This is a genomic window from Nitratireductor indicus C115, from assembly GCF_000300515.1.
Classification (GTDB): Bacteria; Pseudomonadota; Alphaproteobacteria; order Rhizobiales; family Rhizobiaceae; genus Nitratireductor; species Nitratireductor indicus.
On record NZ_AMSI01000004.1, the window covers coordinates 123170 to 136146 of the forward strand.

Annotated in this window: 12 protein-coding genes; 7 read left to right on the top strand and 5 right to left on the bottom strand. The window is 62.5% G+C overall.

Translation table 11 applies throughout. The annotated features are described in order from the left end of the window. Window positions 1-96 precede the first annotated feature (96 nt). Together NA8A_RS07125 and NA8A_RS07130 are read right to left on the bottom strand one after the other, a co-directional pair. Complete coding sequence (locus tag NA8A_RS07125; RefSeq protein ID WP_009756233.1) at window positions 97-1806, bottom strand: thiamine pyrophosphate-binding protein; 1710 nt, start codon at window positions 1804-1806, stop codon at window positions 97-99. A 12-nt stretch (window positions 1807-1818) separates the two neighbouring features. Next, window positions 1819-3309 carry an aldehyde dehydrogenase gene (locus NA8A_RS07130; protein ID WP_040672022.1) on the bottom strand — a complete coding sequence of 497 codons (1491 nt, stop codon included), beginning with the start codon at window positions 3307-3309 and terminating at the stop codon, window positions 1819-1821. A 302-nt stretch (window positions 3310-3611) separates the two neighbouring features. On the opposite strand from NA8A_RS07130, the gene hutC reads away from it, so the two are divergent. From hutC to NA8A_RS07165, 7 genes are read left to right on the top strand one after another with little or no spacing between them, the layout of a single operon-like run. After that, a complete protein-coding gene (gene hutC, locus NA8A_RS07135; protein ID WP_009756235.1) occupies window positions 3612-4397 on the top strand; it encodes a histidine utilization repressor in 786 nt (261 codons plus the stop codon). A gap of 34 nt (window positions 4398-4431) precedes the next feature. Beyond that, a complete protein-coding gene (locus NA8A_RS07140; protein WP_009756236.1) occupies window positions 4432-5757 on the top strand; it encodes a UbiD family decarboxylase in 1326 nt (441 codons plus the stop codon). A 2-nt stretch (window positions 5758-5759) separates the two neighbouring features. Next, window positions 5760-6353 carry a UbiX family flavin prenyltransferase gene (locus NA8A_RS07145; protein ID WP_009756237.1) on the top strand — a complete coding sequence of 198 codons (594 nt, stop codon included), beginning with the start codon at window positions 5760-5762 and terminating at the stop codon, window positions 6351-6353. Next, window positions 6350-7072 carry an aspartate/glutamate racemase family protein gene (locus NA8A_RS07150; RefSeq protein ID WP_009756238.1) on the top strand — a complete coding sequence of 241 codons (723 nt, stop codon included), beginning with the start codon at window positions 6350-6352 and terminating at the stop codon, window positions 7070-7072. The genes NA8A_RS07145 and NA8A_RS07150 overlap by 4 nt, the downstream gene beginning before the upstream one ends. Next, entirely contained in the window at window positions 7069-8184 is a 1116-nt protein-coding gene (locus tag NA8A_RS07155) for an NAD(P)/FAD-dependent oxidoreductase (RefSeq protein WP_009756239.1), read from the top strand. The genes NA8A_RS07150 and NA8A_RS07155 overlap by 4 nt, the downstream gene beginning before the upstream one ends. Then, window positions 8165-8482 carry a (2Fe-2S)-binding protein gene (locus NA8A_RS07160; protein WP_040672023.1) on the top strand — a complete coding sequence of 106 codons (318 nt, stop codon included), beginning with the start codon at window positions 8165-8167 and terminating at the stop codon, window positions 8480-8482. The genes NA8A_RS07155 and NA8A_RS07160 overlap by 20 nt, the downstream gene beginning before the upstream one ends. Continuing rightward, complete coding sequence (locus NA8A_RS07165) at window positions 8479-9849, top strand: FAD/NAD(P)-dependent oxidoreductase (protein WP_009756241.1); 1371 nt, start codon at window positions 8479-8481, stop codon at window positions 9847-9849. The genes NA8A_RS07160 and NA8A_RS07165 overlap by 4 nt, the downstream gene beginning before the upstream one ends. A gap of 32 nt (window positions 9850-9881) precedes the next feature. Here NA8A_RS07165 and NA8A_RS24300 read toward each other — a convergent pair whose 3' ends face one another. From NA8A_RS24300 to hutG, 3 genes are read right to left on the bottom strand one after another with little or no spacing between them, the layout of a single operon-like run. Continuing rightward, complete coding sequence (locus tag NA8A_RS24300; RefSeq protein WP_009756242.1) at window positions 9882-10466, bottom strand: HutD/Ves family protein; 585 nt, start codon at window positions 10464-10466, stop codon at window positions 9882-9884. 8 nt (window positions 10467-10474) lie between these two features. Continuing rightward, window positions 10475-12160 carry a urocanate hydratase gene (gene hutU / locus NA8A_RS07175; RefSeq protein ID WP_009756243.1) on the bottom strand — a complete coding sequence of 562 codons (1686 nt, stop codon included), beginning with the start codon at window positions 12158-12160 and terminating at the stop codon, window positions 10475-10477. A gap of 4 nt (window positions 12161-12164) precedes the next feature. Further along, entirely contained in the window at window positions 12165-12977 is an 813-nt protein-coding gene (hutG, locus tag NA8A_RS07180; RefSeq protein WP_009756244.1) for an N-formylglutamate deformylase, read from the bottom strand.

The following is a 12977-nucleotide window of genomic DNA, read 5'->3' on the forward strand; positions in this document are numbered from 1 at the left end:
TCTGGGGTGATAAAATCGAACGGAGGCTTCCGCCCGACCTCGCGCCGACCCGGTTCTGCGCCGGGTTCGGCAAATCGGTGTACGCGCCGGGTGCCGTCAGGCTCCTCCCTTTGCGCGCGCCTTCGCCTCGCGCCTTGCACGAAGATCGCTCAGCGAATAACGGCAATGGATTGCTTCGGGATCGACCACCATCTCGAGAAGCGCCGGCTTGCCGGAGGCGAGGCAGCGCTCGAAGGCGGGTGCGAATTCCTCGGTCGTGGTGACGCGCTCGCCGTGAGCGCCATAAGCCCTGGCAAGCATCAGGAAATCCGGATTGACGAGATCGGTGCCATTGGCCCGCCCTTCCAGCCGGTTTTCCTCGTGAATGCGGATCGTGCCGTAAAGCCCGTTATTGTAGAGCACGATGATGACATTCGCCCCGTACTGAACGGCGGTCGCCAGCTCCTCGCTGCTCATCTGGAAACAGCCGTCGCCAACGAAATCGATCACCACCCGCTCGGGATGGGTGAGCTTGGCCGAGATCGCCGCCGGCAGCGAGTATCCCATCGACCCGCTGATCGGGCCCAGCTGCGTATGCAGGCGATAATGGGGGAAATAACGCTGGCTCCATGTGGCATAGGCACCGACACCATTGGTGACAATGGCATCCTCGGGCAGACGATCCCGCAGCCAGGTCATCAGGCCCGGCAGGTCGATCTTGCCCGGGCAAGGCTGTGGCACGCGCTCTTCCATCAATGTTGCGCGAAGCTTCGCGCTCCATTGTCTGTGTTGCTCGCGCGGGGTGGCCGGATAATCCGCAAGTGCCCGCGCGCAGGCCTCGTTGTCCGCGACAAGAGCCAGGTCGACCTGGAACACCCGGTTCAGATCGCCGTCGCCCGCCATCACATGAACGACCTTCTGCCTTGGGTGCGGAATGGAAAAGAGCGTGAAGCCTTCCATATAGCCCGCACCGATGGTGTTCACGTCGCTCAATGCATCGTTGAGCATCAGGATGAAATCGGTCTCCCGGATATGGGCCAGAAGAGCCGGGTTCGAGCCGATTCCAATCTCGCCCACATAGCAATCAAGCCGATGATCGATGATGTCGCGCCGTCGGAAAGTGGTCACGACCGGCAAGCCAAGGGATGTCGCAAACCGCTGAATGCTCTCACGCGCGGCCTCGCTCCAATCCGAGCCACCGACGACCACCAGCGGCTTTTCCGCCTCGGCCAGCATGGAGAATATCTGCTCCAGGTCTTCCGCGCCCGGCGTTCCGGCATGGGAAGGCTTGGCCGGACGGACCGAAGGCGCAACCTCGCTCCGTTCCTCCAGAACATCTTCAGGAACCACCAGCACCACCGGCCCCTTGCGTCCGGAAAGAGCCGTTGCCCAGGCGCGCTGCACGAATTCGGGTATGCGCGTCGGATCGTCGATCTGCGCAACCCATTTCGCCATCGGCGCGAACATCGTGCGAAAATCGTAGGCCATGAAGGCCTCGCGCTCGAGGATCGAACGCTTCACCTGCCCCACGACCAGAACCATCGGCGACGAGTCCTGAAAGGCCGTGTGAACCCCGTTCACCGCATTGGTGGCGCCGGGGCTGCGTGTGACGAATGCGACACCCGGCCTGCCGGTCAGCTTTCCATGTGCCTCGGCCATCTGCGCGGCACCATTTTCATGACGGCAACTGATGGTGCGGATATCCGGGTGACGGGTGGACAGCGCATCAAGCGCCACCAGAAAGCTCTCACCGGGCACATGATAAACGATCCCCGCTCCATTCAGAGCAAGTTCGTCGGCAAGGATTTCAGCGCCTGTTCTCATCATTTCACCTGGGTCTCAGCCGATGACAAAGGGGTTTGCGATCTCTTCAGCGGTCGAAAGCCAGACAGCCTTGGTCTGCAGATATTCGTAGATACCCGCCACGCCGTTCTCACGGCCGATACCGCTCTTCTTGTAGCCGCCGAAAGGCGTGGTGTAGGAAATATCGCGATAAGTGTTGACCCAGACACTGCCGGCCTCCAGCTGCTCCGACATCTTCAGCGCAAGCCGCATGTCGGCGGTCCAGACGCCTGCCGCGAGGCCGAACTCGCTGTCATTGGCAATGGCAAGCGCCTCTTCCGGCTCATCGAAGGGAATGGCGGCCAGGACCGGCCCGAAGACCTCCTCGCGCGCAATACGCATATCGTTGTTTACGCCCGCAAAGATAGTCGGCTCAATGAAAAAGCCATCGTTGCACTCTTCCAGATCGGGACGCTTGCCGCCGAGGATAAGTTCCGCCCCCTCCTGCCGCGCGATATCGATATAACCGAGTACGCGGTCATACTGCATCTTGTTGGCGATCGGACCGATCTGGGTCTCGACCTTTCGCGGATCGCCGACACGCGCCGTCTTCGTGAAGGCGGCGAGCTTTTCCAGGAAACGGTCGTGCACGGACCGATGCACGAGAAGGCGCGAACCGGCGATACAGGTCTGCCCCACGGCACCGAAAATTCCACCGACCACACCACGCACGGCATTGTCGAGATCGGCATCGGCGAACACGATGTTCGGAGACTTGCCGCCGAGCTCAAGGCTCACCCGCTTAACGTCCTTTGCCGCGAGCGAATAAAGGTAAGAGCCGGTCTTGGTGGAGCCCGTGAAACCAAGATGCCGGGTCAGTGGATGCGTTACGAGCGGCTCCCCGACTTCCGGGCCATAGCCCGTCACCACATTGATGACGCCTTCCGGGAAGCCCGCCTTCTCGACCAGCTCCATCAGTTTCAGCGCCGTTGCTGATGTCACTTCGGCGGGCTTCATGACCAGCGTGTTGCCCGCCGCGAGCGCAGGTGCTGCCTTGAGCGAGAAAAGAAGAAGGGGTGCATTCCACGGCACGATGCCGACGCACACGCCAAGCGGCTCATGGCGCGAGAAGCTCAGTGCCGGTTTGTCGCAAGGGTGAACCGTGCCTTCGATCTTGTCGGCATAGCCGGCATAGTAATGATACCACCGCGGAATGTAGCGGATCTGATGCTTCATCTCCTCGAGCAGGCGGCCATTGTCGCGCACTTCGATCGCGGCGAGCTCGTCCGCATGCTCCTCGATTAGCGTCGCAAAACGCTGGATGACGCGGCCACGTTCGGTCGGGTGCATCGTTCTCCACGGCCCTTCGGTGAAGGCGCGATGCGCAGCACGAACGGCCCTGTCGGCATCTTCCGCATTTCCGCGCGGCACCAGCGCCCAGGCCTTGCCGGTAAAGGGATCGACTGTCTCGATATAGCTGCCGGAAGCGGGAGGAACCCACTCGCCGCCAATATACATGGACAATTTTTGCAAGCCTTCAGCCGACATGATCGCTCCCTATCGCAGCATTGGAACGGGAGAGACCAGAAGCCTGGAACAGGATCGCCCGCCACCATTAATGTGTTTTCATATAGGAAATGATATTCATTACCTATGTCAAGCGATATCTTTTATCATAGCTCTGTCATCAAAATTGCACATAAAATAATCACAACCCGATTTTCATCCGGCAAATGCGGTCAAAAAATAGGCATCATTGGCCCGAAAACGCCCCTGCATGGCGTTTAGAGCTGGGTCTTTGCGCAAAAACGCCAAAACAGCCTTGATTTCGAGCGAGATATGATATGTGAATGCAGCAAGGCAATAATGATATCATTTTGGATATAAAAGTGCAGTCTGATTTACCCCTCTATGAGCAGATCAAGAGCGTGATCGACCGGCGGATCGAAACCGAGGAGTGGCCCGCCGACTTCCAGCTTCCTCCCGAGGATGAGCTGGCAGAGGAATTCGGCGCCTCTCGTCTCACGGTGCGGCGCGCGTTGCGCGAGTTGCAATCCGACGGCGTGCTTCTTCGCACCCAGGGCCGGGGCACCTTCGTGATCGGCCCGCGCATGCAATGTGCGGTCTTCAACCTGTCAGACATCTCGGAGGAGATCACACTCTCCGGCGGGGCGCACACCTGCATCGTTCTGGAACATGAAATCCTCGACAAGGAAGGTTCCGGCCGCAACATGCTCCAGCTGGCTCCCGGTGAGGCGGTCTATCACTCCCGCCTTCTGCACCTGGAGGACGGCACGCCGATCCAGCTGGAAGACCGTTACGTCAACGCTGCCGAAGCGCCCGATTATATCGATCAGGATTTCAGCCAGAACACGCCGCATGCCTGGCTTTTGCGCGAGACGACGGTGACCTCTGTGGACAACACCATCCGCGCGATCCGCGCCGATGACGAAATCCGCCAGCACCTGCAGATCGATGGCAGCCAGCCCTGCCTTCTGCTCGACCGCTACACCTGGCGGGACGGGATTCCCGTCACCCGCAGCCGCTTCATCTACCCCGGCGACCGCTACAGGCTTCGCTCGACGCACGAAGCGCGCACCAATCGCATCGTAACCACCCCCCGCAAGGGCAGATAGGCTGCCGCAAAGCGCCCAACAGGGAGCCCACAATATGAGAGAATTCGTTCGTAAACTGCAGGAACGCGGCGACCTCCTGGTCGTCGAGCGCGAGGTGGATCCGGCTCACGAGCTGGCCGCCGTCACGCATCTTGCCCAGAAGAAATGGGCAAAGCCCGTCATGTTCACCAATGTGAAGGGCACCCGCTTTCCGGTCGTCACCAATGTCTACAGCACGCGCGAGCGGCTGGGCGAGGTGATCGGCATCGACGCCGGCGATTTCTGCCGGCAGTGGAGCCGCCTTGCCTCTCTCGGCAGTTCGGAAATGAAGGAACCGCTCGTTTCGGCAAGCAACCTTCCCGAATATGAGGAGGTCAAGCTCTCCGACCTGCCGCTGATCACCTATTCGGACCGGGATGGAGCGCCTTATTTCACCTCGGCGATGTTCATCGCAAGGGATCCCGAAACGGGGGTGGGAAATCTCTCCTATCACCGCTCCATGTTCATCAGCGACGACGAGCTGCGTTGCCGTCTCGCACCGCGCCATCACCTGACGATCTATCACGAAAAGGCCGAGAAGATGGGCAAGCCGCTGGAGGCTGCCATGCTGATCGGCCCGCCCGCCCACGCCTTCCTGACCGCGGCCGCGCCGTTGCCTTATGACGTGGATGAGCTGGAGGTTGCGGCCCGCCTGCGCGGACGCCCGATCGCCATGCGCAAATGCAATCATATCGGCCTTGAAGTGCCCGCGGAGACCGAGGTGGTGATCGAGGGACGCTTCCTGCCCAACGAACGCCGTCCGGAAGGACCCTTCGGCGAGTTCATGGGCTATTATGTGCCCGTCGGCCCCAACGCCGTTTTCGAGGTGCTGGGCGTGACAGTACGCAAGGATGCGCTCTTCCACTCGATCCTGTGCGGTTCCCCCGAAGAGGTGCTGACGCTGGAGCTTTCGGTTTCGGCCAATATCTACCAGCGGCTCAGTGCAGCCCTTCCCGGCATTGTCAACGTCACCTGCCAGCCATTCGTGAACCATGCCATCGTGCAGATCGAACCCCAGTTCGAGGGCCACGCCCGACAGGTCATGCTGGCGACCATCGGCGCCGAACCGATATGGGCCAAGCAAATCACCGTCGTCGATAGTGATGTGAACATCTACGATATGGACGATGTTCAATGGGCGATCCTGACCCGCTGCCGCCCCGACAAGGACATGATGATCATTCCCGAGACCCCGTCCTTCTACCGTGACGAGGCGAAGGATCACTGGGGCAGGCTTCTGGTCGACGCCACCAAGCCCTGGGGACGCGAGGAGGAGTTCGAGCGCAAGCGGCTACGTATGGTGGATGATATTCGCCTTTCCGACTGGTTCGAAGGCGCCTGACCATGGGCAAGCGGCGGCTGATCGTCGGCATCTCGGGCGCTTCCGGCGCGGCCTACGGGCTGCGCGCGCTCGACCTCGCAAAGGCGGCGGATGTGGAAACGCATCTGGTGGTGAGCCGCTCGGCGCTGCTCACGCTCAAGCAGGAACTCAACCTGCAGAAGACCGATATCGAGAAACGCGCCGACGTTGTCCATTCGCCCGCCGACATCGGTGCCACCATCGCCAGCGGGTCCTTCCGGACCATGGGCATGCTGATTGCGCCCTGTTCGGTAAAGACCATGTCCGAGATCGCAACCGGCGTCACCTCGACCTTGATGAGCCGGGCAGCGGACGTGGCGCTGAAGGAGCGGCGTCGCCTCGTTCTCATGCTGCGTGAAACGCCCCTCCATCTGGGACATATCGAAACCATGGCGGCGCTTACCCGCATGGGTGCTATCCTCATGCCGCCGGTTCCAGCACTTTATGCCAGGCCAAAGAGCATTGACGAGATGATCACCCATTCAACGGCCCGCGCTCTCGATCTCTTCGATATCGATACAGGCGCTATTCGCCGATGGAACGGGCTGAAGGACAGCCTTGCCGGAGAAACCGCATGACACCGCCCGCCACCCCGCCCCGCGCGATACACGGCACCATGATCGGCATCATCGTGCTCGACACCGGCTTCAGGCGCCTGCCCGGCGACATAGCCCATGCCGATACATGGCCCTTTCCTGTGCAGTTCAAGGTGGTGCGCGGCGTGCGCCCGGCCGATGTCATCGAAGGCGACCCACGTCATTCGCTGAAAGCGTTTCGCACGGCGATTGACGAGCTCGTCACCCTCGGCTGCACCGCAATCACGACGAGCTGCGGGTTTCTCGCTGCCGTGCAGGATGAGCTTGTCCGTCATTCACCGGTGCCTTTTCTCTCCTCCGCTCTCCTGCAAATTCCGATGGTGCAACGCATCCTGCCCGCTGGAAAGAAGCCGGGCCTGATCGTTTCCGACCCGCAGGCGCTGAGCGAACGTCACTTTCACGGGGTCGGTGCGACAGCCGGGCTGCCGATGGCTGCTCTGCCCATGAACGGAGTGCTTCTGAGCAATATGCGTGAGCACGCAACCGAGGTGGACGCCGCTGCGCAAGAAGCCGAGGTGATCTCCACGGTGGCGGAACTGCTTGCCGACCATGAAAATGTAGGCGCGCTCGTTTTCGAATGCGCAAACCTGCCGCCCTACTCGGCCGCAGTTTCCCGCCACTTCGGCCTACCCGTTTATGACATCGTCACCCTGGTTCACTGGATACACCTGTCATTGGTACCCCCGGACTATCCCCGATGACACCCGACAGCGACCTGATCGTCATCGGTGGGGGATTGATCGGCTCTGCCCTCGCCTGGGGCGCCCAGCGCAAGGGCGCGCGGGTTACCCTGCTCGATGAGGGTGACGTCGCCTACCGCGCCTCGCGCGGCAATTTCGGTCTTGTCTGGCTGCAGGGAAAGGGGCTTGGCCACCCCGACTACATGCATTGGTCCATAAAAGCGGGGCAGCTTTGGCCCGAATTCTCCGCAACCCTCTATGAAGAGACCGGCATCGATACGGGCTGGCGCGGCGGAGGCGGATTGCATTTCTGTCTCTCCGAGAAGGAAATGGAAGCGCGCCGCCACCTCATCGCCCGGTCGCGCGAAGAGGGAGCAGCCATCCGGATAGAGCTTCTTGATCGGGAAGCCCTCAGCGAAATTGCGCCTGGAATCGGGCCCGAAGTCTGTGGCGCATCGATTTCCGACCTCGACGGTGAGGTGAGTCCTCTCTTGACCCTTCGCGCCTTGCAGAACGGGTTTCGAAAGCATGGCGGCAGGATCGTCGTGGATTTCACTGCTGAACAGGTTCGCCGCAACCGGGATGCAGGCTTCATTGTCAAAAGCGCCGATGGCACGGAATTCTCCGGGCGGCATCTGGCCATCGCCGCCGGCCTCGGTGCCAACCGGCTGGCCGCGCAGCTGGGGCTGGAGCTCGGGCTTCGGCCCGAACGCGGCCAGATCGTCGTGACGGACCGCATCGCACCCTTCCTCCGGCACCCCACCAACATGATAAGGCAGACACGGGAAGGAACGGTGCTGCTCGGCAGTTCCCATGAAGATGCGGGCTTTTCCACCGGCACGGACATGGAGACCGTTTCCGGGCTTTGCCGGGCGGGAACCCGGCTCTTTCCCGCCTTGCGCGCCGCCCGGTTGGTGCGGGCATGGGGCGCGCTGCGGATCATGAGCGCCGACGGCCTGCCGATCTATGACGAGGCCCCGGATGCTCCCGGCGCCTTTGTCGTCACCTGCCATAGCGGGGTCACGTTGGCCAGCCTGCATGGGCTCGAGCTGGGCCCAGCGCTGGCGGAAGGCCACCTCGGTCCGGCCCCTCGTTCCATGCGGAGTAAGCGCTTTGCCCTTCAGACAGCTTGACGACGACCTTTCCCGAGCCGATGCCGGAGAATTCATGTTCGAGGGCCGTGCGATCCCCTTTCGTCCGGGCCAGTCCCTGGCGGGCGCGCTTATGGCGGCGGGGGTCGTGCATTTCCGCAGGACCCCGGTCTCTGGCAGCGAACGAGGCCCCTGGTGCCTCATGGGAATTTGCTACGAATGCCTGCTGCGTGTCGACGGCAGCGACAACCAGAGGGCATGCATGACCGCAGCAAGGCCCGGAATGAAGACCGAACGCCAAGACGGTGCACGGCTTGACGCCGCGGGAGAACAGGCATGACCGCGTGGGATGCTATCGTCATCGGCGCCGGGCCGGCGGGGATCGGCGGAGGGTCCGTTCTCGCCGAGAACGGCGCACGGGTTCTGGTGGTCGACGAAGCGCCCGGACCGGGTGGCCAGATCTGGCGCGGTATCGAGACCGTGCCCGATAGCCGCGCGCTTCTTCTGGGCCCGGATTATCTCGCCGGCAAGGCAGAAGCCGCCCGGTTGCGTGCCAGCGGCGCGCATCTCGCCTTTGAAACCAGTGTCTGGCGCGCCGAACCGGACGGAACCGTCTGGCTAAGGGACAACGAGGGTATTCGTCAGGAGCAGGCGCGCCATCTCCTGATCGCCACCGGGGCGATGGAGCGCCCCGTGCCGCGACCGGGATGGACACTGCCCGGCGTGACAACAATCGGCGGTCTGCAAATCCTGCTCAAACGCGAGGGCCTTCTGCCCGACGGCGAACTCGTTCTGATCGGGACCGGACCGCTCTTCTATCTTTATGCCGCGCAGTGTCTGGCGGCAGGCAAACGCGACCTGACGCTTCTGGACACCGCGGCGAACGGTGCACTGTTCGCCGCACTGCCCTCTCTCCCCGCGGCGCTGACGGGTCGCGGCCCCGCCTATCTGGCCAAGGGGCTTAAACTCCTGTGGAAGCTTCGTCGGGCCGGCATCCGCTTCCATGCCTGCCCGCAGGATCTCCGTATCGAGCGCGATGCGGATGGATTGCGGGTCCGGTTTCGCCGCAACGGCGCGCTCCACAGCCTTTATGCCAGCCATGTGGGCCTGCATGAGGGTGTCATACCCGAAACCCATATGGTCCGCTCGATGGGCTGCCACATGGACTGGTCGCGGGAAGGCGCCGCCTTTCATCCCAGACGCGACAACCGCCTGCAAAGCTCGATCGAGCGGGTGTTTGTTGCGGGGGATGCGGGCGGTATCGGCGGCGCGACGGTCGCATTGCTGGAAGGGCGCCTTGCGGCTCTGTCCATTCTCGAGGAGCTCGGCCGCTCCGTCGACCCGCTGCTGCGCGAGACCACCCGGCGCACGCGCCGAGCGCATCTCTCCGCCCGGCCTCTGCTAGACGCGTTATACCGCCCGCAAGACGCCCTGCTCTCTCCCGCCGACGAGGTTGTCGCCTGCCGCTGCGAAGAAGTGACGTGCGGTGAAATCCGCGCGGCACTGATGGCCGACAGTGCCGGTCCGAACCAGGTGAAGGCATTCCTGCGCTGCGGCATGGGACCTTGCCAGGGGCGCACGTGCGGCATGACCCTTACGAGCCTTGCAGCCGCAAGCAGAAACCTCACCATGGAAGAGGCTGGATATCTGACCGTTCGGCCTCCCCTTCGGCCCGTCACTCTCGGCGAGATCGCCGACCTTTACTGAGAGGAGAGTGACTGTCATGCGGGAAGATATACTCAAACCGCAGGGCAACCCGGCGGCGTCTTCAATCTCACGAACAGGAATTCCATCGGATCGGTGCGGCTGGTAAATTCCTCACCGTTTTCGAGCGACAGCGCATCGAAACGGTCGATTGTCAGGGGTTCCCCTCCAGCCTCGATTTGAGCAGGCGTGTTGAACACCGCCCAGCCGCTGCCCGTGGCCGCGAAGACCGCCCCCGTTGGCAATGACCGCCGTTCCATCCGGTGCGCGCAGACCCCGCGACGCGTCATGATGTTGAGGTCGATGGTTGCCCCTCCGGCATTGCGGCTGGAAATCTTCCATTCGCCTGGAAAGGGAAAGGGCGCACCACCGGGAAAGAGCTTGACCGTGCTCCCGTCCGGCAGGTCGAGCGCCAGTCCCGACCCATCCAGAAGCGCTATCGTGCGGTCGATGCCGGCGAACTCGGAAAAGGCACCGTCGGCCTCGACATGGGCGATGGATAGCCGCCATTCGAAACTGCCGACGTCGCTGCCTGGCGGGAAGGCCGCCACCTCTTCGGTGAGGCCCTGCCCGTTCTTCCAGGCCATGCGCTTGTAGTCGCTCCGGCGCACGATTCTCATGACGACACTCAGTTGCCGAGGATCGCCGGCAGACGCAGGCCCTGTTTACGGGCCCAGTCGAGCGCGATGTCGTAGCCTGCATCCGCGTGGCGCATGACACCGGTTGCGGGATCATTCCACAACACACGCTCGATACGCCGCGCGGCGTCATCCGTTCCATCGCAGCAGATCACCATGCCGGCATGCTGGCTGAACCCCATGCCGACGCCGCCGCCATGGTGCAGCGACACCCAGGTTGCCCCGGAAGCCGTGTTCAGGAGGGCGTTGAGCAGCGGCCAGTCGGACACGGCGTCGGAGCCGTCCTTCATGGCTTCCGTCTCACGGTTCGGCGAGGCGACGGAGCCGGAATCGAGATGATCGCGCCCGATCACGATGGGGGCCTTCAACTCCCCGCTCCTCACCATCTCGTTGAAGGCGAGACCGAGACGGTGCCGGTCGCCGAGACCGACCCAGCAGATGCGTGCCGGCAGGCCCTGGAATTCGATGCGCTCTCGCGCCATGTCGAGCCAGTTGTGCAGATGGGCGTTGTCGGGCAAAAGTTCCTTCACCTTGGCGTCGGTCTTGTAGATATCCTCCGGGTCGCCCGACAGGGCCGCCCAGCGGAAGGGGCCGACACCCCGGCAGAACAGCGGACGGATATAGGCCGGCACGAATCCCGGAAAGGCGAAGGCATTCTCCAGCCCTTCTTCCTTGGCCATCTGTCGGATGTTGTTGCCGTAGTCGAGGGTGGGAATGCCCATGTTCCAGAAATCGACCATGGCCTGCACATGCACCTTCATCGAGGCGCGGGCAGCCTTCTCGACACCCTTGGGATCGCTTTCCTGCCGGGCGCGCCATTCGGCGACCGTCCAGCCAAGCGGCAGGTAGCCGTGCACCGGATCATGCGCGGAGGTCTGGTCCGTGACCATATCGGGCTTTACGCCCCGCTTGACCAGTTCGGGAAATATCTCAGCGGCATTGCCGATCAGCGCGATGGACTTCGCCTCGCCGGCTTTTGTCCAGGCATCGATCCGCGCGAGCGCCTCGTCCAGACTGTCGGTCTTCTCATCGACGTAACGCGTGCGCAGGCGAAAATCGGCGCGGGTCTCGTCGCATTCCACGGCAAGGCAGCAGGCCCCCGCCATCACCGCCGCGAGCGGTTGCGCGCCGCCCATGCCGCCCAGACCGCCGGTCAATATCCATTTGCCCTTGAGGTTGCCACCGAAATGCTGGCGGCCAGCTTCCACGAAGGTCTCGTAGGTGCCCTGCACGATGCCTTGCGCGCCAATATAGATCCACGAACCGGCGGTCATCTGGCCGTACATGGCCAGGCCCTTCCTGTCGAGTTCGTTGAAATGGTCCCAGTTCGCCCAATGCGGCACCAGGTTCGAGTTCGCGATGAGCACACGCGGCGCATCCTTATGAGTGCGGAAAACGCCGACCGGCTTGCCCGACTGGACAAGCAGCGTTTCCTCCTCGCTCAACGTCTTGAGCGTCGCCAGGATACGATCGAAATCGTCCCAGGTGCGCGCGGCGCGCCCGATGCCACCATAGACAACCAGCTCATGCGGGCGTTCGGCGACATCCGGGTCGAGATTGTTCATGAGCATGCGCAGCGGCGCTTCGGTCATCCAGCTCTTTGCATTGAGCTCATTGCCGCGCGGCGCGCGGACTTCGCGTTCATTGTGACGGGCATTGTGACGGGGATTGCTCATGGTGTCAGTCCTCTTGGCGTTTCAGTTCCAACGCGGTCCGTTCGACGCGTTCGAGAAGAGTTTTCAACGGCGCGCGCAGCCGCTCGGCGCCGGCAGGGTCGTAGTCGAAGGGCACGGTTTCGCTGGCGAGGTAGTTGACCTGCGCGAGCTCCATCTGGATGGCGTGCACATTCTCTTGCGGATGCCCGTAATGACGGGTCGTCCAGCCGCCGCGAAAACGGCCGTTCAGCACATGAGTGTATCCCTCAGCCTGTTCTGCCGCTGAGACCACGACAGCTTCGAGCGCTGGATCGCAGGTGACGCCGCCATCGGTGCCGATGTTGAAATCCGGCAGGCGGCCTTCGAACAGAAACGGGATCAATGAGCGGATCGAATGGCAATCGTAGAGCACGGCAATGCCATGGATCGCCCGGACCCGCTCTATCTCCGCCGCCAGCGCCTCGTGATAGGGGCGGTGAAAGGCATCGCGGCGGGCCATTATCTCGGCTTCATCCGGCGCCTGACAGTCCTTCCAGATAGCGTTCCCGTCGAAATCGGTCATCGGCACCAGTGTCGTGGTGTTCTGGCCGGGATAGAGGCTCACGCCCGCCGGGTCGCGATTGGCATCGACCACATAACGATGGAAACCCGCCCGCACCGTGGTCGCATCCGGGAGAAGGCCTTCGTAAAGCCGGTGCAGATGCCAGTCCGTATCGGCCAGAAGCCGTCCATTGTCGTTCAGCCTCTCCCAGATCTCCGGTGGAACCTCGACGCTGGTGTGAGGAAAACTGAGAATGACGGGTGAAGAACCGCGGGAGACTGCAAAAACGCCGTCCAT